Source organism: Proteiniborus ethanoligenes (assembly GCF_900107485.1).
GTDB lineage: Bacteria > Bacillota > Clostridia > Tissierellales > Proteiniboraceae > Proteiniborus > Proteiniborus ethanoligenes.
In genome coordinates this window covers 70730-90649 of record NZ_FNQE01000005.1, presented here as the reverse complement: position 1 = coordinate 90649, position 19920 = coordinate 70730, and the positions used below count along the sequence as shown (strand labels likewise).

General features: G+C 33.1%; 18 protein-coding genes. 17 read left to right on the top strand and 1 reads right to left on the bottom strand.

Going from position 1 to position 19920, the window contains the following annotated elements:
* Positions 1-44: 44 nt before the first annotated feature.
* The gene (locus BLV37_RS03455; RefSeq protein WP_091727318.1) at positions 45-1847 is read right to left on the bottom strand and encodes a methyl-accepting chemotaxis protein; all 1803 of its coding nucleotides are present in this window, start codon (positions 1845-1847) and stop codon (positions 45-47) included.
* A 296-nt stretch (positions 1848-2143) separates the two neighbouring features.
* Here BLV37_RS03455 and BLV37_RS03450 point away from each other — a divergent pair, with 296 nt between their 5' ends.
* The 17 genes from BLV37_RS03450 to BLV37_RS03370 all read left to right on the top strand — a co-directional run bounded on the left by BLV37_RS03450 (position 2144) and on the right by BLV37_RS03370 (position 19718).
* On the top strand, positions 2144-3556 hold the full coding sequence (locus tag BLV37_RS03450) for an N-acetylmuramoyl-L-alanine amidase (RefSeq protein ID WP_176967849.1): 1413 nt from the start codon (positions 2144-2146) through the stop codon (positions 3554-3556).
* Positions 3557-3710: 154 nt separating this feature from the next.
* A complete protein-coding gene (locus BLV37_RS03445) occupies positions 3711-3977 on the top strand; it encodes a Veg family protein (RefSeq protein ID WP_091727313.1) in 267 nt (88 codons plus the stop codon).
* A gap of 306 nt (positions 3978-4283) precedes the next feature.
* The gene (locus tag BLV37_RS03440; protein ID WP_176967848.1) at positions 4284-4853 is read left to right on the top strand and encodes a signal peptidase I; all 570 of its coding nucleotides are present in this window, start codon (positions 4284-4286) and stop codon (positions 4851-4853) included.
* Positions 4854-5060: 207 nt separating this feature from the next.
* Positions 5061-5600, top strand: coding sequence for a TasA family protein (locus BLV37_RS03435; RefSeq protein WP_091727309.1), 540 nt, complete (start codon positions 5061-5063; stop codon positions 5598-5600).
* A gap of 119 nt (positions 5601-5719) precedes the next feature.
* Positions 5720-6667 (top strand): SipW-dependent-type signal peptide-containing protein, encoded by a 948-nt coding sequence (locus tag BLV37_RS03430; RefSeq protein WP_091727307.1) that lies wholly within the window; start codon positions 5720-5722, stop codon positions 6665-6667.
* A gap of 117 nt (positions 6668-6784) precedes the next feature.
* On the top strand, positions 6785-7993 hold the full coding sequence (locus BLV37_RS03425; protein ID WP_091727304.1) for an S-layer homology domain-containing protein: 1209 nt from the start codon (positions 6785-6787) through the stop codon (positions 7991-7993).
* Positions 7994-8024: 31 nt separating this feature from the next.
* Positions 8025-9383: a hypothetical protein gene (locus tag BLV37_RS15395; protein ID WP_091727301.1), complete on the top strand. Its 1359-nt coding sequence runs from the start codon at positions 8025-8027 to the stop codon at positions 9381-9383.
* 592 nt (positions 9384-9975) lie between these two features.
* On the top strand, positions 9976-10392 hold the full coding sequence (speD, locus tag BLV37_RS03415) for an adenosylmethionine decarboxylase (RefSeq protein WP_091727299.1): 417 nt from the start codon (positions 9976-9978) through the stop codon (positions 10390-10392).
* A gap of 15 nt (positions 10393-10407) precedes the next feature.
* The gene (gene speE / locus BLV37_RS03410; protein ID WP_091727296.1) at positions 10408-11250 is read left to right on the top strand and encodes a polyamine aminopropyltransferase; all 843 of its coding nucleotides are present in this window, start codon (positions 10408-10410) and stop codon (positions 11248-11250) included.
* A 163-nt stretch (positions 11251-11413) separates the two neighbouring features.
* Positions 11414-12979 carry a DUF3794 and LysM peptidoglycan-binding domain-containing protein gene (locus tag BLV37_RS03405; RefSeq protein WP_091727293.1) on the top strand — a complete coding sequence of 522 codons (1566 nt, stop codon included), beginning with the start codon at positions 11414-11416 and terminating at the stop codon, positions 12977-12979.
* A 146-nt stretch (positions 12980-13125) separates the two neighbouring features.
* Complete coding sequence (gene ispE / locus BLV37_RS03400; protein WP_091727290.1) at positions 13126-13977, top strand: 4-(cytidine 5'-diphospho)-2-C-methyl-D-erythritol kinase; 852 nt, start codon at positions 13126-13128, stop codon at positions 13975-13977.
* A 13-nt stretch (positions 13978-13990) separates the two neighbouring features.
* The gene (locus BLV37_RS03395; protein ID WP_091727287.1) at positions 13991-14683 is read left to right on the top strand and encodes a GntR family transcriptional regulator; all 693 of its coding nucleotides are present in this window, start codon (positions 13991-13993) and stop codon (positions 14681-14683) included.
* Positions 14684-14695: 12 nt separating this feature from the next.
* Positions 14696-15436 (top strand): nucleotidyltransferase family protein, encoded by a 741-nt coding sequence (locus tag BLV37_RS03390; RefSeq protein ID WP_091727284.1) that lies wholly within the window; start codon positions 14696-14698, stop codon positions 15434-15436.
* A 171-nt stretch (positions 15437-15607) separates the two neighbouring features.
* Positions 15608-15823, top strand: coding sequence for a CLC_0170 family protein (locus BLV37_RS03385; RefSeq protein ID WP_091727282.1), 216 nt, complete (start codon positions 15608-15610; stop codon positions 15821-15823).
* Positions 15824-15836: 13 nt separating this feature from the next.
* Complete coding sequence (locus BLV37_RS03380; protein ID WP_091727279.1) at positions 15837-17423, top strand: spore germination protein; 1587 nt, start codon at positions 15837-15839, stop codon at positions 17421-17423.
* 26 nt (positions 17424-17449) lie between these two features.
* Complete coding sequence (locus BLV37_RS03375) at positions 17450-18565, top strand: GerAB/ArcD/ProY family transporter (protein ID WP_091727276.1); 1116 nt, start codon at positions 17450-17452, stop codon at positions 18563-18565.
* The gene (locus BLV37_RS03370; RefSeq protein WP_091727273.1) at positions 18549-19718 is read left to right on the top strand and encodes a Ger(x)C family spore germination protein; all 1170 of its coding nucleotides are present in this window, start codon (positions 18549-18551) and stop codon (positions 19716-19718) included. The genes BLV37_RS03375 and BLV37_RS03370 overlap by 17 nt, the downstream gene beginning before the upstream one ends.
* Positions 19719-19920: the final 202 nt, after the last annotated feature.

The window sequence follows — 19920 nt, the reverse complement described above, 5'->3', positions numbered from 1 at the left end:
TAATCAATGAATAAAAAAACACTCGTGAAAACGAGTGTTTTTTGTTACATTTTATATTTTTCAAGGTCCTTTTTAAAGGCTTGAGAGACTTTTTTGAATTCTACAATATTTGCCATCATTTTTTCAAGCTCAGCTGCATAAGTAGTCATATTAGCACTTACCTCCTCTGAGGAAGCAGAGTTTTCTTCTGCAATAGCAGCTAAAGATTCTATATTGCCTGAAACCTTATTAATAGTACTGGTTTCCACAGTAAGCTGCTCAATCATATCTATAAGGGATGAAGAAACCTCTTTAACAGATACAACAATAGAATGATTTATATCGGCAACATTTGAAAGCTTAACATTTTCATCATTTAAAATAGTATATTGGTTCTCCACCTGTGACACTACAGAATCTATTTCTTTAATAAATGAAATCAGATTAGAATTAATATTTCTTACAGCACCCTTAGATTCTTCTGCAAGATTTCTTATTTCTTCAGCTACAACAGCAAAGCCTCTACCGTGTTCACCGGCTCTTGAAGCTTCAATAGCAGCATTTAAAGCAAGTAAATTAGTCTGATCTGCTATATTTTCTACAGTAACAACTATCTTTGTAACATCAGTAGCTCTTTTTTGAAGAGCTAAGCTATTTTCCTTAACCTTCTCAAATTGAGATAAAATTTGATCAAGATTTGAAGAAGTATTTTTCAACTCATTATAGCTATCGCCAATTCTATCCACAACTTTTTCAAGCTCATCCTTACTTTGGTTTTCATTGTCAACTATTTTATTAAGGGCCAAAATATTATCGTTAAGCAGGTACGCAGCATTCTCAGTTTCTTCAGCTTGATTTACAGCTCCCATAGCTACCTGCTCTACAACTCCTGATATTTCCTTAGTAGTATAATTCATATTATCTGATATTTCATTAAACTTATCTGTAAATACATTAAGCTCATCAGTCATTCCCTTAAACCCAACAAAATCACTCTTAAGAATGTTCTTGTAATCATTAATCAAATTGTTAATATCCTCAAAGAAGTCATTAGTAGAAATATCATGCTCTTCAGAATAGTTGTTTTCCTTTAAGTCCTTTAATTGAGAAATAATACTCTTAATAGGAGATAAAAGCATTTTAGTAATTATTAGAGGTACAATAAGACTAAGTCCTAAAGTAACTCCTGCCAATGGCCATTTATCCAAAAAGCTAGAAAGTATTATATTAGGAATTCCAATGAGTATTAGAGAAGCTATAGCAATCTTAGCCTCAAATTTTTTTATAAATCCAAAAGATAAAAATCTATTAATCTTATATTTCTTGAAATGATATATTTGTTCAGGGAAAGTGATATGTATTTTTGTAAAATCTGATGTTTCTTCAACAATATCTACAGTGATGTCTTCTTTATAGTACTTAGCTGCACCTCTAAGCATACCATGGAAGTAGCCAAACATTCCTCGTTTTGAGCTGTATGTCATTTCTGCTACGTTTCCACTTATGGCCTTCATGCCTAAAATAGGTGGATTTGCACCTGGAATTCTTTCCGTAACCACTACATGAATATCATACATTGCTCTTAAAAAAGAATAAAGATTTTTATACTTAAAAAAACCAGGATAATCTTTAGAGAAGGTCAAAACATTATCCATTCCTATTTCCTTCCACGTATCATAAGTTGACTTGCCTATTTTTTTTGAAATAACATCAACAATTCCTCTTGCGTAGGAATCCTCCACATCCTCTGTAGGCAAGAATATTCTATCAGGGCTCATACCAACCCCTCTCATAGCTTCATCCACTAAGGAATCACCGTAAAGCTTTCTTGAAGTTTTAATCCATGCGGATACAATAGTACCTTTCATAATTTGGGGGTTATCCCACTTCCTCCTTGCATCTAAAATATTTAACCCTAACTATTAGCTAATTAAGAAGTTCCACAAAAACTTACATAATCCTTCTTTTTGTTGTATGCACCTTAAATAAATACCCAGAAAAACAATCTTAAACATAAAAATAATAAAACAAGCACTCTATCCCTAAAAGTATGCCATGCACACCTAAAGCCTGTATCTCATATTATATTATATATTATATCTATTTGTGTTTATAGAGACTATAATTAGCTATATTTATGACCCCATATTTAGGAGGTATATTAATGATAGAAGATAATACCATTTATATAGATGTTTTTGTTCATAAAGAAGGAAAGATAATACAGCTTCCCCTTGAAGAGGCTGTTATGCTAGCAGTAGCCTTACAAATAAAAGATGTATTTCACATAGAGCTTATAAAGGCACAGAGCATTATAGCTAGGACACAGCTTGTAAGGCTAATGAGAGTTTTTGATGGTGAAGGCTGCTCTAATCACAGTAGCTGTGATATATGTGATGAAGGGCACTGTATAGAATTATCAGATTACAGTTCTTTAAAAGCTATAGATAAAAAGGAAATAATAAAAGCCGCAGTAAAAGCAACAGAAGGATTAATAATGACCTTTAACAATAAGCCAATAGACGCTAGATTCCATCATACCTGTGGGGGCTCTACAGAAAACTCAGAAAGCATATTAAACAGAAAAATAGTGTATTTAAGGAGAGTGCTGTGCGACTACTGCATCAATTCTCCTAACTGGGATAATAGCAAGACTATTTCTCTTGAGGAGATAGAAGAAAGATTAAATATAAAATTTCCATCACTAAAGCCTACATTGAAAACTAGCATAGAAGGCTTCTTTGATGACATAAAAAGAGATGATTATGGACGGATTATTAGCATAAAAATATCTGGGAAGGAATTCAGTGGCACAGAAATATCAGAGCTTCTAGGTCTAGATTCAACTAGGTTTAGCTTTTCACCAGCGGTTTTCACCTTTGCCACTAGGGGAGAAGGCCATGGCTTAGGCCTGTGCCAATATGGAGGACACCAAATGGCTTTAGAGGGAAAAGACTGTGGCCAGATACTAAATTATTATTATACTGGAATAGATATTAAAAAAATTGAAAAACCATGTATAGAAAAGCCCTTAAATGGAAGAATAATAATGTTAGACCCTGGACATGGAGGAGAAAGCAGCCAGGATTATGTTGGATTAAATGGCACAAGAGAAAAGGACGTAGTACTTAAGATAGCTCAAAGGCTTAAGCCGGCATTGGAAGAGCTTGGAGCAAGGGTGGAGATAACTAGAAATGAAGATAAGTATATTTCCCTATCAAAAAGGGCACAGATGGCTAATGAATTAAGGCCTGATTTTTTTATTAGTATACATCTAAACGGCTATACGAATCCTACAATTCATGGCTGCGAAATCTATCATTATAGAAATGATAGAGAAAGTGAATCTTTAGCTAAGCTAATAATAGCTAACTTAACAAAGGATGGGGAGATTTTAAATCGTGGTATCAAGATAGCAGATTTTTATTTGTTAAGAGAGGTATTAGTAGGCTCATTACATCTTGAGCTTGAATATATAACTAATCCAGAGAAGGAATCAAGGCTCAATGATAATTCATATATCGACAAAATAATAGATGGAATTAAGGCGGGATTGACGGATTATTATAAATACTAGATAAATAGCCACATTTTCATAGGAATTTGTAAGAAATTTATATTTGACAAGGACTAGTGATATATAGTACAATTAAAAGTTTGATTTGACAAAAGGTTTCGTTTATGTTAGTATAATATGTAGCATGTGGTATTAATTGAAAGAAGGTGATTGTTTGTTGGAAAGGAACTCTTTGGCTAAAATAAGAGCCAGTGTGGAAAGCTGCGTAGGGCAGAAAGTAAGGTTAAAAGCTAACAAGGGAAGGAAGAAGACAACAATCAAGGAAGGCATCATAGAAAGTGCTTATCCAAGCATATTTGTAGTAGTTATCGACGGAGGGTACAATTCTATAAGAAGAGTGTCTTATAGTTATTCAGATATATTGACAGAAACAGTCGAAGTTACTCTTTGCAATGAAGAAAGAAAAATTCAGATAAGCTAAATGTAAGTCGCCAGAATGGCGGCTTGTATTTTTTTTTGAATGGAGAAGCTGCAAATCTATCTATTAGGTAAAACTTAGATAGATTTGCAGCTTTTTTATTTTATTAATAGTTATTATTTTTTAGTTTTAAACATATACTCTCTTAGAAAACAATGTATAAAAAATATGGTATTGGTAAACAATTCAAGAGAAACAATTTAGTAAAAACATTAAGATACACAGCCTTAACCCCTTGAGGTGAAAACTGAAAATTAAAATACTTGGAGAAAACCTATTGTTTACCAATGAACAGAGGAGATGAAATCAATGTTCAAAAGAACAGTAAAATGGATTGGAAACTTTTTATTGATAATCCTTATAGCAGCTACAAGCTTATCCTTCTATGGAGCTATTCAACATAGGAGAGACCCTAGTAAAATACCTTCAATACTAGGGTTTAAAACTTTATCTGTGCTTTCAGGCAGCATGAGACCTATTCTCCAACCAGGAGATTTAATAATATCAAAGGATGTAGAACCAGAACAAATCAAAATAGGAGACATAGTAACATATAGGGTAAACTCAGATGCATTAGTCACTCACAGAGTAATAGGTATCACAGAAAAGAACGGAGAGTTAGCCTTTGAAACAAAAGGAGATGCAAATAATACAGAGGATGGTGGACTAGTTCTATGGGATCAATTAGTAGGCTCCTTTGTATTAAATATTCCGAGGGGTGGATACATAGTGAATTTTATTAGAAGCCCCATAGGGTTCATATTATTAATCCTAGTGCCTGTATTTCTCCTTCTAGGAGGGGAAATAAAAAACATATTGTCCAAAATAGATGAGGAAGAAAAAGATAAGACTAAACATAAGGACAATATGAAAATATAAGCTGCAGCAGTTATTCAAAAAATATTGTAGCAATGGAAGAAAAAACTATAGAACTGGGGGTGATAAAAATAAACAAAAAAATAAAAAAGGGCTATCTCTACCAAGATAACCCTCCGTGAAGAAAAAGAAAGATTTAGAAAACCTTTCACCATTATTGTATCAAAAAAAGAGAAAAATAATTATAAGACTTAAGGAGGATTTTTGAAAATGAAAAAAAGAATGATATTAGCATTAATGTTAATTGGATTATTAGCATTTGGAGCAGGATTAGGTACATATGCATGGTTTACAAGTCAGGCTACGAGTACAGATAATGTGTTTCAGACTGGTACATTGAAAATGTCAGCAACAGAAAGTGCAGGCGGAGTAATAAGTGTAACAAATCAACAACCTGGCGATTCAAAAGACTATACTGTTACTATTGCTCATGATAGTAATAGCACGTTACCATTTAGATATAAGCTTATACCAACTGTTACAGCTGATGCTGATTTAGCAGATGACTTAGTAATTACAATTGTTAAAAATGAAAATATTACAATATTCAGTGGCACAATTAATTTATTGGATCAAGTAAATGGCTATGAAATAAATGAAAACCTAGCAGTAGATAAATCAGACGTGCTAACAATTACATTGACTCTACCAACTTCTGCAGAAAATGACTGTCAAGGTAAAAGCGCTGAAATAGACTTTGAATTTAGAGCTACTCAATTACTAAATGAAGATTACGAAGGAGATTATTAAAATCAAGAGATATTGATTACACCTTTTTTTTATAAGAATAATAAACATAGTCGGGTTTTCCGACTATGTTTATTGAATAAGCAATAAATCAAGATACTTTATTTAAGGAGGAGTATTTTATGAAAAAAAGATATATTGCAGCTATGCTGGTAGTAACACTTATATGTGCCATGGCTGGTGTAGGCACTATGGCATGGTTTACTAGCAGGGCAACTAGTAATGAGAACACATTCAAAACAGGTACATTAATATTAGGTGGAATAATAGATGGCGAAGATGTAAACGAGCAATTTGCTACAGTGTCCTTTGATAATATGGAGCCAGGCCAGCCGCCAGAAAAAGTTCAAGAAACTGTATTAAAGAACGTAGGCTCATTACCATTTTATCTATATCGTATGACAGCAGAAAATATTACTGGCGATACAAAACTAGATGATGTACTAATGCTAAATATAACAATAGACGGAGAAACAGTATTTGATGGAAGATTAAGCCAGTTGGTAGAAGAAAATGGTGGGTATTTTGACCCTATCTACGGTATACAACCTGAAGAAACAAGGCAAATGGTAATAACTGCATATATGGATAAAAATGCAGGCAACGAATATCAAGGATTAAATATGCAATGCGACCTTACAGTATATGCTAGACAAAATGAATATCCAGTGCCAGGAGAAAATGGGGAAGAGGATTTAGGATTAGCACCTAATTTCTCCGTGGTAGCATACAATGACGATAATTATGTAAATTTTGACTTCGATTGGGAGCCTAATGACTTATTTTATGAACATTATAAGCTAGAGATTAAACACGAAACTGGAGATGTAACAACGGGAATAGAAGCAGAAAGAATATGGTTATTTATTAACTTTTATAACAAAGAAGTAACATCATTAGATGGAATAAGTAGAAATGATGTAGATGTAGACTGGAGTAAAGATATTGTAAAAATTAAGAAATCCGCATTCCCAGATGAATGGAAGGGATTTGAAGTTAAAATATACGGAATGCAGAACTTAAAGCCTATTAGCTCCTTACCATGGCAATATTGGTCACTAGATAGATAGAGTATATACTGATTAACCGAAGTTAGATTGATCTAGCTTCGGTTAATCTAACTTTATAAAATACAAAATCACTTAAAAATTAAGTGCTTTTGTATTTTATAAACAGGAGGTGAATAAATGCCTAAAAATCAAGTAAAAAAAACAGCTTCAATACTGTTGTTAGCAACAATCATATTCACATCTTTTTTCTATATGGGCAATCAGTTTGCTTATTCTGACAATATAATAGAGCCTGATATAACCCTATATGTTCATGGGGAAAAAAGCAATGGAGGTCCTATATTTCATCAGTCGGGAGATATAGGGAATGGACTATGGGCACCAGGAATAAGCCATAGTGGAACCATGAGAATATATAACAATTATTCAGAACGAATAAAAGTTTCAAACTTAGGACTAAGGATGAAATTGGAGCAATTTCAGGGACAAGAGCTTAGAATAGGTGTAGATAAAGAGATTTATGAATTATTTGCAAAAAACATGAAACTAACTATTAAAAGAGGAACCATGCTCGTATTTACAAATACCGTATATGATAAAAGCTTTTATGAAATGTTATATGACAGGAATGATGAAAACTATAAAGGATATGATTTGTCGCCAGCGGATAAATTCAATATTAATTCAAATGATTATATAGACTTAGAATATACAGTAGCTATGGATAAAAATGCAGGAAATGAGCTACAAGGACTTAAAGCAACGGTAGATTTTATTATTAATTCGCAGGAAAATCCAGAGCCTAAAGAACCTGATAAGCCTCACAAGCCTGAATTGCCTGAAAAAGATGAATTCGTTGATGTAGGTGGTCATTGGGCACATGATTGTATCCTGACTCTAATAAAGCATGGCATTATACAAGGCTATCCTGACGGAACCATAAGGCCTGACAATTACATAACAAGAGCAGAAACAGCTGTATTAGTAGGGAAAGCCTTAGGATTAGAAGAGGAGAAAGGTTCAACTGGATATATTGACCTGATACCTGGCTGGGCAAAGGGATATATTAAATCCACCACAACAAATAATATATTCACAGGCTACCCAAATAAAACCTTTAAGCCAAATAAAAACATAACTAGGGAAGAAATGACAGCAGTACTTATGAGAGCTTTTGATAAAGCCCTAGAAAATGATATAGAGCTAAGCTTTACAGACAAGGAAAGCATAGGCAACTGGGCCTTAGCTCATGTTAAAGCAGGAGTAGAGCATAAAGTGATAGAAGGCTACCCAGATAATACATTTAAGCCTAAAAACAACATAACAAGAGCAGAAGCCTTTACTATTATATGTAAGCTTTTAGGCTATCACCAAGAGCATGAATAAAAAATAAGAGATAGGGAGGTGTATACATTCAATGAAGAGTAATTTACGCGGCTTATTATTAAGATCAGTAGCCCTTTTAGCTGGTGGAGCTTTAGTTGGCTTTGCATTTTTAATAAATATAGATACTCATTCCTGGTTTACAAGCAAAGCCATGCAGGAAGTAAAAGTCACTGCAGCAACTACCAGCGATATTTTAGAACATTTTGCTATTGAAAAAGATAGTAAGGGCAATGCTATAGCAATAGAAATAAGAAAAAAGGAAAATTTAGACCATAGTCCAATTCTTTATTTTTCCGTAGAAGGAGAAGCTGAAGACTATGTACTACACATAAATCCAGTAAAGCTAGAACAACAAAACACATATATAATTCCCATAGAGCCAAATATTAATCCCGTTCAATGGGTTGATTTAACTTCGCCCTGGAAAGGGGAAAAAACGGGTACTATAAAAATAAAATATTTAAATGAATATATAAATGAAGAAATGTCCATATCCTTCACTCATGCCTATTTAAGACAAAAGCTTTTGGAAGACATAAATAGAAAAGGTGTAGGCATAGAAAGGATATCTGATGGTAAAGCCCTAGAAGAGGCAACTGACCTAATAACATTCATATCAGAATCCTTTGAATGGGAAGAAAATAATAAGGGAATGAGAATGCTTAGCCTAGAATCAGACAGTATATATGATATAGAGAGATTTTCAATAGGTTCAGAGATTGAAAATATAGATAGTATAGAAGTAGACAGATTTATTGTATCATCTAATATGATACTAGCCTTAACTCCTCATCAAAGCCAAATAATATCAGCAATATCCTACAAGTTGCTTCCACACATAGAAAGATTATATGGAACTATTGAAGACCTAGTAGCAATATTAAACGAGAAGCTAATAGAAATAGGAATACTAAGGGCACAAGTTGAAGAACAAGGAATTAAGATAGAGGAGCAGCTTGGGAAAATAGAAGAGCAAAGGGCAAGAATAGAAGAATTAGAGAAAAAGGAACAGGAATTAACTGAAAAAAACGAAGAGCTTGATAAAGAAAACCTAGGGCTAATAGATGATATAGAAGCGTTAAATAAAGATAAAGAGAGTTTATATGGAGACATAGAAGCTTTAGCCTCCAGAAACAGCACTCTTTCTTCAGAGAACACAGACATAGCTAGAGAAAACTCACAGCTTAGAGCAGAAATAGATAGATTGAATAGACAAATAGAAGAGCTGAGGTCAAATAGTGGAGGAGGCGGTAATACACCAGAAGTGCCAAAAGAACCAGAAGCCCCAGAAACTCCAGACATACCAGAAGGACCAGAGAATCCAGAAGTGCCACAGGAACCAGAGAAACCAGAAGAAGAGAAACCAATACAAGAGCCTAAAGAACCCTAAAATTTAGCAGCTAGTATTATAGATAACCAACATAAAAAGATAATAAAAAATACACGTTCCTGCTGTTTCGAACATGGATAACTCCTACAATTCATTCAGATGTAAAATCCTAAAATTTATGAACTCGCTTCGCTCAAACACATAAATTTCTTAACGGATTTTTCATCTTCATTCATTGGGAGTTATAGCCATATTCTGCAAATGCACTCACTCAGTATTTTTTATTATCATTTTGGTTATCTATATATTAAATTTAATATATAAATAATAAAACAGACTCTAATTTTTTTTTGTAGTCTGTTTTATTGTTTATATAGTTCCAACAAAAATCATAATACGAATGTCAGTATGAAAAGTAATGTATAGCTTAACTTTTGGTTTAATAATATATGAATAATAGCTAAAACACTCAAGTTACATATTAAACAAATTCACTAAAATCTATTGACATAATATATAATTATAGAGTATATTTATTATGACTAAACCTAGGGTTTAATATTATTAAATAAAAAAATTTTGCCCAAAGGTTTAGCTACTGTAAACTTTTTATATAATAATACTCTACTTCGCAAGAAAGGGGCTGTGTTAAATGAAAGACAAATATTTAGGTAGACACATTTTAGTTGAGTTCTATAATTGTGACAAAGACATATTAAATGATTATGCATTAATAGAAGAGCACATGAAAAAAGCTGCAGAACTTGCAAAAGCTACAATTGTGGAAAGTGTATTCCATCTATTTAATCCATGGGGTGTTAGTGGAGCAGTAGTTATTCAAGAATCACATCTAACTATCCACACATGGCCTGAATATGGCTATGCTGCTGTGGACCTGTTTACATGTGGAGAAGAGGTAGATCCTTGGACAGCATTCACATATTTAAAAAATAAATTGAAGGCAGATAGAACAGAAACCCTAGAGGTGCCGAGGGGAATAGTAGATAAAATAAAGAAATTTTCAACGGAAGAAATAAAAGAAGTAAAATACAAGCCAGATGCAGTTTAAAGGAGGTCTCAGGAGTTGGATTTATGGTTTACAGAGCATCATTCAGACAATGCTAGATTTTCGATGAAGGTAAAAGAACATATTTTTTCAGAGAATAGTGAGTTTCAAAAAATAAATATATTAGACACATACGAGTTTGGAAGAGTTCTTGTATTAGATGGCTTTCTTATGACTACAGAAAGAGACGAGTTTATCTACCATGATATGATTACACATGTAGGAATGGCTGTAAACCCCTCTATAAAAAAAGTCCTAGTAATAGGTGGAGGGGATGGAGGAACAGTAAGAGAGCTTACTAGATATTCTACAATACAAGAAATTCATATGGTTGAAATAGATGAAGTGGTTGTTGATGCATCTAAAGAATATTTAGGCTTTACAGCAGATAGATTAAGTGATGAAAGAGTAACTCTCTATATAGAAGATGGAATAAGGTTTGTTAAAGAGAGTAAGGAAATATATGATTTAATAATAGTAGATTCAACAGATCCTATAGGACCAGGAGAAGGCCTATTTACAACAGAGTTTTACAATGATTGTAGTCAAATTCTTGGAGACAATGGTATATTAATCAATCAAAACGAAAGTCCATACTATTCAGATACTAGAGAGCAGATGATTAGGGCGACAAGTAGGCTAAAGGAAGTATTTCCAATAGTAGAAGTGTTCCAAAGCCATATCCCTACCTATCCGTCAGGTCACTGGATATTTGGATTTGCATCTAAATCCTTGCACCCTATTAAAGACCTTAAGATAGAGGAATGGGAGAGCTTTGGATTAAAGACAAAGTATTATAATACAGCTCTTCACCAAGGAGCATTTGCATTGCCAACCTATGTTAGAGAAATGCTAAAGTAAAAAAGCATAAAACAAAGTATGAAAGAATAATAGTTTATTATTCCTTCATGCTTTTTTTATTTAAAGAGTAATTTTTTTGGACATTATAACATATTATTTTGCATAAGAATATATTAATGTGAAGGTTTGTATTAAACATAGTCTATAAAGGAGGAGGAGTATCATGGCAGTTGAATTAATCAAGGATTTACTTAAGATAGACCAAGTAGTGGGGAAAGATGAGATACAAGCATTGGTAGAAGGAGAGATAACAGCTCCAGAAACAAAGCCCAAAATTAAAAAGGTACTAAAAATAGATGGAGAAGTAGATGTAACTAGTACAAAAGTAGTAAAGGGCAAAATAATAGTTAGCGGCATAGTAAAATTTAATGTCCTTTATAGTACAGATGATGAGCTCCAATCAGTACATAGTCTAGAGGCAGACACAGATTTTAGAGAAGAAATAGAGATGGAATTAGCAGAAGAAGGTGCTCAAGCAGAAGTAAAGGCAAGAGTAGAGCATATAGATATTGATGAAGTAAGGGATTCTTCTATATCCATAAAAACTGTAATTTCAATTATAGGCAAAGCAACTTTAGACAATACCATAGACATAATAAAAGATATAAAAGGCTCAGAAGGAATTCAACTATTAAAGGAAAATATAAAATACAATGATATTTTAGGTATAAATACATCATCTACATTGGTGAAGGAAGCCTTTGAGGTTGAGGAAGGAACTCCGGATATAGTAGATATACTTAGAGTAGACACAAAGGTATATGAAAAAGAAACAAAGGTAGTAGAGGATAAGGTCATAGTTGCAGGTGTAGTAGCATGTTCAATTATGTACTTTGGAGACGATGAAGAGAGTAAAGTAAATTATGTAAATCATGAAATAGCATTTACACATTTTGTTGAAGTGCCGGGAGCACAAAAAGATATGAACTGCAGCTTAATTCTCAATTCTCATGATACAAGTTATGAAGTGAAGGAGGATATAAATGGTAATCTAAGAATAATAGATATAGAGTCTACAGTAAAGGTTAATGCAAAGGTATATAAGCAAATAGAAAAAGAGATAACAGTGGATACTTACTCTACAAACAAAATCCTCCAAATTAAAAAGCAAGAAGTAGTAGTTTCAGAAAGTGCAGGTCAAAGCTCTTCAAAAGAAACTATTAAGGGAGTATTAGATGAAGGTAAAGAAATTATAAAAAAAATATATAATGTGAATGGAAGACCTATAATTACCGATTATAAAGTAATGGAGGGCAAAGTAATTATAGAGGGATTGTTAGAAATAGATATGCTGTATCTAGCAGAAGCAAATGAAGAAATAAAAGATACTAGACATCAGATACCATTCAAAACCTATGTAGATATAGAGCAGATAAATGATGAACTAGATATAGAAGTCCAAAATATTCTAGAGGATATTAGCTATAAAAAGATTAATAGCCATGAGGTAGAGATCGAGGCTTCTATAAACAATTATGTATCTGTAAACAGAATAAAGAAAATAAATATAGTTACAGAAGCAATAGACACAGGAGAAACGTTAGATAAGTTTTCAAGACCTAGTATTACCATATATATAGTCCAAAAAGACGATACATTATGGGATATAGCAAAAAGGTACAATACTACAGTAGAAGACATGATAAAGGCAAATGAAATAGTTTCACCAGAAAATATAATGCCTGGAGAAAAGATAATAATTGAAAAGAATGTGAGTTTTGAGTTATAATATATAAATAGCCTAAGGGAAACCTTAAGGCTATTTTTACACTGTACTTTGTATTCAGTATATAGAAGACCTTTGCAATTAGCCTATAGATATTTTAAGCTTTAGTAAAGGCTCTATCCTTAACCATAATAATTAGGAGAAAAACCATGGGAAAAACAATTTTAGATGCATATGCAAAGCTAAACCTATCCTTAGATGTTATTAAAAGAAGAGAAGATGGATATCATGAAGTAGAAATGATAATGCAGCAAATAGCTTTAAAGGATATTATAACAATAGAGGAGATAAGCTCAGGGTTTGTATTAGAATCAAACTCAGAAGACATACCCTTAGACTCTTCAAACATAGTATATAAGGCATATAACACTTTATCTGAAAAATTTAATATAAAAAAAGGAATAAGGGTGTACATAGAGAAGAATATACCTGTAGCAGGAGGCCTTGCAGGAGGAAGTACAGACGCAGCAGCTGTATTAAAAGGGTTGAACACTCTATGGAAGCTAAACCTTAATGAAGAGGAGTTAATGGATATAGGGCTAAAGCTTGGAGCAGATGTACCATATTGCATTATAGGAGGCACTGCATTAGCCCAAGGCATAGGAGAAAAGCTTACAAGGCTTAAAGGCTTTCAGGATAAGCATATATTAATTGCAAATCCAGGCTTCAATGTGTCAACAGCATATGTATACCATAACCTTAAGCTAGATAAGCTAAAAGACAGACCAAATACACATGATATTATAAAGCACATAGAAAATGACGATGCTATTCTAGTGGGGAAGAGTATGAAAAATGTTTTAGAAACAGTAACAATTAAGGAATATCCCATATTAGATACTATAAAAAACCAAATGCTAGCTTGTGGAGCCTTTGGTAGCATCATGAGTGGTAGTGGGCCTACTATCTTTGGGATATTTAATGAAGAAAAAGATATGATTAAATGTGAAGAAAAATTAGATAAAAGTATAAAAACAGTTATTAGGACTAAAACTGTTTAAGGAGGGTGTACAAATGGAAATAGATTTTGAAAAACTAAACCTGCACGAATATAAGCCTCTTAGGGAAATTGTATTTGAATCTATAAGAGAAGCAATAATAGACGGTAAACTAAAACCGGGTGAAAGGGTTATGGAGGTACAATTAGCAGAGAAGCTTGGTGTCAGTAGAACACCAGTAAGAGAGGCTATAAGGAAGCTGGAGCTAGAGGGCTTATTAGTAATGGTACCTAGAAAAGGAGCCTATGTAGCAGATGTTTCTCTTAAGGACATAGTAAATGTGTTAGAGGTAAGAGCATCCTTAGAGGGACTAGCTGCCTCTCTTGCAGCCATAAGAATAACTGAGGAAGAGCTTGAGCTTTTAAGGGAAAAATCATCTGAGTTCAGAAGCTGTGTAGAAAACAATGATGTTAAGGGAATGATAGAAAAGGATTCAGAATTCCATGACATAATATTAAATGCTGCTAAAAACAACAAGCTTATGGGCATTATAGAGGGGTTAAGAGAGCAAGTACAAAGATTTAGAGTAACCTATTTTACAGAGTATAACATGACAGAATATCTTGCTCAAGAGCATCAAAGAATTTTAGAAGCAATAGAAAATAGAGACTCAGATAAGGCAGGAAATCATGCAAAAGAGCATATAGAAAATATAGCAGGCTATATAACTTCTCATATGAAGGGCAAGGCAAAAACAGATAATATATAAGGATGGGGTGCTATGGTAAACTGTTTAATTCTTGCAGGAAATTCTAAGGAAGAGCTAAAATCTAAAACCAATAAAGCCTTTATTGAGCTTAATTTTAAGCCAATGATTGTTTACGTTATAGAAGCTCTAAAATCCTCTAAGGTTATAGACAAAATAGCAGTAGTTGGTCCCGCAAAAGAGCTAGAAAGCTTGCAATCATTTGTAGATATTATAGTAGACAGTGATGATACCTTGCTAAATAATGTTGCTGCTGGAGTGAAATATTTTCAGAATGATAAAATGCTGCTCATATCAACCAGTGACATTCCTTTTTTAACAGGTGAAGCTGTAGAGGATTTTGTAAGAAAATCCTTAGATTCTAATGCGGATATTTGCTATCCTATAGTCCAAAAACAAACCTGCGATGACGCATTTCCAGAGGCAAAAAGAACCTATGCACATTTAAAAGAAGGACAGTTTACAGGTGGCAATCTAATAATGCTAAAGCCAGAAATACTAGATAGAAGTCTTAATATTGCAAGACAGATGATAGAGTATAGAAAAAGCCCTGTCAATATGAGCAGAGTCTTAGGGCTTCCATTTCTGATAAGGCTTTTATCAGGAAGACTATCTATAGTAGAAGTAGAAAATAGATTATCAAGGCTATTGAATATTAAAGGCAAAGCCATAATAACAGAGTATGCTGAAATAGGCAATGACATAGATAAGCCAGAGGACATAATTATGGCAGAAAAGTATTTTGGACATATTTAATAAAAGTTCTTTTACATTCAGATTCTTCACTAAAGTTTAGGATAACAGCAGTTTTTTCATCCTAAGCTTTAGAGAAGAATCTATTTTATTTTTTTGCATAAATTTGAAGCTTTTAGCAAACATTAAATATAGCTTTACAGTAAAAGCTTGTTAAAAGGAGCTGATATAAGCTTGGTAGGAAAATCAATATTAACATATACCCTTAGACAGTTTGAAGATGTCTTTTTTATTCTTTTTATAGTTTTTATTGGACTATTTACTATCCTAATAGATGGAAAGGGTTTAGACAATCAGGGAGATAAAAAAGATGCTAGATTAGCTAAAATCATTGGCATTTCCTATATAATATCAGCCCCCATATTGCATATAATTGCTAAGGTTTTTTAGGGAGGATTAATAGATGAGATTTAAATTTTTCGGAAAAAAAAGAGAAGATGAGAATCAAACAAATAGCAACAAGGATGAAAAAAAAGAAGAAAAAACAGAGGAAAAAACAGATAGGGAACTACCCTTAGAAAACCTTGAGAATAATATAAATATATTAAAAAAAATACTTAAAGACTGCGACGATGTAAGCTATAGATTATTTAAAGTAGGAGTTGAGCAGAAAAATCAGCTGGCAGTAGTATTCATAGATGCATTAGTAGATAAGGATGTAATAAACGAAAGTGTGCTAAAGCCCCTTATGCTAGCAGCAAGGGACAAGGAACCTGAACTCGTAAGGGATGGCCTGTATCAGCTAGTAAAAGAAGGTAATATTTCTGCTGGTGAGTTAAAAGAAGTTAATACATTAGAGGAGGCTGTAGATAGTGTATTAGCAGGTGATACAGCATTACTAATAGATAGATACAAGAAAATAATCATTATAGGCTCAAGAGGTGCTCCATCACGGGGTGTAAGCCAATCTGAATCAGAGACTTTAGTGAGAGGACCTAGAGATGGATTTGTAGAGACCTTTAAATTTAATACAGGGCTTATAAGAAAAAGAATAAGAGATGCCAAATTAAAGGTAAAAAACATGCAAATAGGAGAACGTTCTAAAACAGATGTGGCAATTATGTATATAGAGGATATAGCAAATCCTGATTTAGTAGAGGAGGTAAATAGAAGGCTTAAAAACATAAAAATAGACGCAATACTTGAAAGCGCATACATAGAGCAGCTTATAGAGGATAATCATTACACCCCTTTTCCACAAATAGATAGTACAGAAAGGCCAGATGTAGTTGCAAATGCACTCTATCAAGGAAAGGTAGCCATAGTAGTTGACAATACTCCCTTTGCATTAATGGTACCAGGCACATTAGCCACATTTTTACAATCATCAGAGGATTATTACCAAAGATGGCTATTAAGCTCTTTAGCAAGAATAGTACGATACCTGGCTGTCTTAATATCTTTATTTGCTCCTGCACTGTATATAGCTCTTACATCTTACCATCCTGGCTTACTACCTACACGGCTTGCTCTTTATGTTGCAGCAACAAGATCTAATGTTCCTTTCCCAGCATTTATAGAAGCTTTTATAATGGAGATTACCCTAGAGCTTTTAAGAGAGGCTGGCACAAGGATGTCAGGTCCCATAGGTACGACCATAAGTATAGTGGGAGGTCTTGTTATAGGCCAGGCTGCAGTCGAAGCCAATGTAGTAAGCCCCCTTATGGTGATAATAGTTGCTGTAACTGCAATTTCTTCTTTTATCATCCCAAATTATGAACTAGCATCAGCTTTTAGAATATTAAGATTTGGAGTTATGGTTTTGGCATCAACTTTAGGACTTTATGGAGTGATGCTAGGATTTATACTTGTAGGGACTCATTTAGTTAATCTTACAAGCTTTGGAGTTCCTTTCATGACGCCTTATTCAACACTTGGGAAGGTGAAAAGTGATATTAAGGATACTATAATTAAAGTTCCATTGATTAAAATGAGAAAGAGACCCAAAATAACTAATCTTATAGATGAAGACAGGTTCCCGCCTAAGTAAGGTAATGACAATGGAGAGGATAAAGTATGATAGGAAAAAACAATAAAATAACTAATATTCAGACTTCCGTACTTATGATTAATACCATTATAGGAGTAGGAATTCTTTCTTTACCAAACATATTAGCAGAGAAAGCAGGAACATTGGGCTGGGCTAGTGTTATAGCAAGTGGTCTAATTGTTATGGCATTAGTCTATATTATTATAAAGCTAATGGAGATGTATGAGGGAAAAACTATATTTGAAATTAGCCAAGAGCTTATAGGAGTACCATTTACATATATAGCTACAGCTATTTTTATAATATACAGCATAAGCATATCATCCTTTGTTGTAAGAATATTCGGTGAGGTAATAAAGACATTGCTATTACATTCAACACCAATACATTTTGTCATTATAACCATGCTACTAACCACATCATATATTATCAGGTGTGGTATAGAAGCTATGGCTAGGTTTACCCTTATAATCCTTCCTTTTTTTATGATTCCAATATTTATTATATCCCTAGTGTTGCTTCCTGATTTAGATTATTCAAATTTAATGCCCATGTTTAGACTAGATGCTAGTAAAATTTTAAAGTCAATTCCGTATGTTTTTTTCTCCTTTTCAGGCTTTGAATGTCTTCTAGTATTTATGGGATACACCATCAAAACTAAAGCTAGTCTTAAATACAATCTGTTGTCTATTATTGCAATAATAGGAATGTACTTAGGTTATTTTATTGTATCTATTGCAAGATTTGGCGAAGAGGGGCTTAGGATTCAAGTTTGGCCACTACTATCCTTATCAAAGACTGTTGAATTTCCAAGTGCATTTATTGAAAATATAGATGGTGTTATTTTAGCCATATGGGTGCTTATAGCATTTACTACTCTAATGAGCTATTTATATTTTGCCGCATTACTAATTAGTAAAATATTAGGGGCAAAGGAGCATAAGCAATTCACATTGCCTATAATACCAATAATTTATGTTCTATCCTTAATTCCTCAAAACATAGTACAGGTATACACGAAGGTTGATATGTTTTTATATATTTTTGGAGGCTTTACTTCCATTTTAACACCTGTTTTTTTCTTTACCTTAGCTAAAATTAAAAAGAAGGGTGGAAAAATTCAAGATGAAAAAAACATATAAAATAATACTTATATTCTTCCTATTATTGCTCCTAACAGGATGCTGGGATCTTATAGAGATAGATGAAAGACTTTTCGTTTCTGCTATAGGAATAGATATATACACAGGGGATAAAGAAGACCAGCCAGAAGTTCACCCAGAGGAAAATTATTTAACTCAGCAGGACAGATTTGTAATAATATATAGTGCCCCTAATCTTAAGGCTCTAGGCAAAAATCCAACAAGTGATAAACCAAGGATTTTAACGGCTAGTATAAGCAACAATGCTTATGAAACAACAAAAGAGCTTGCTACAAGAACTAATAGAAATTTATCCTTTAGACATCTTAAAACCTTTATTATAGGAGAAGATGTTGCTAAAAATCCAGAATATATGAAAGAGATATTTGATGACTTAGATAGGCATGAGCTACTAAGTAAAAAGCTTAATGTTCTTATAGCTAAGGGAACAGCAAAGGAGGTAATGGCTATAGAAGACCCTTTTGAACCTTTAACGGGCTATCTAATAGATGGAATATTGAAAAAGAAACAAGGCTCATCTAGATACAATACACAAAATCTTAATGATATATTGATAGAACTATATTCTAGTGGCAATGCATTAGCTCCTAGAGTAGTGGCTGGAAAAGGGGAAGTAAAGGTAGCAGGCTCTGCCATTATAAAGGACTATGGATTTGTAGGCTGGCTTGGAGAAATAGAAAATATAGCGGCAATGTTTTTTTTAGACAAAATAGATAAAGCTGTAATCAATGCAAATTATAAAAATACTACAGTGCCTTTTGAAATCAGCAATTCCAAAACTAAATATAAGCTGGAAGCAGAAGGGAATAAAATAAAGTTTATAGTAGATATCAAAGCAGAAGGGGCCATATTAGAATATAAGCTAGACACTAAGGTAAAGGTATTTGATGAAAAAACTATAAAAGAAGTAGAATTACTTGCTGAAGAGGCTATAAAAAAAGAGGTGTTAGCCTTAGTTGGTAAGCTGCAAAAGGAATTTAAAACAGATGTACTAGGAGTAGGAATATATATAAAAAAATATAAACCTGATTTATGGGAAGATATAAAAGATGATTGGGATCAAGTTTTTACAAAGGTTGAAATAGAAGTAAATACAGAAGTAAAAGCAAGAAGAATAGGGATGACTAAGTAAAATATGTTTAAAAGGAGTTAAAATTGTTAATACTGAAGATAGTGATAATTAACGATAGTGTAACGGTAGTGTAACAATAGTTTAACAATAGTTTAACAATAGTTTAACAATAGTTTAACAATAGTTTAACAATGGTTCAACAACTAACAACTAAGAACTAACAACTAACAACTAAGAACTAAGAACTAAGAACTAAGAACTA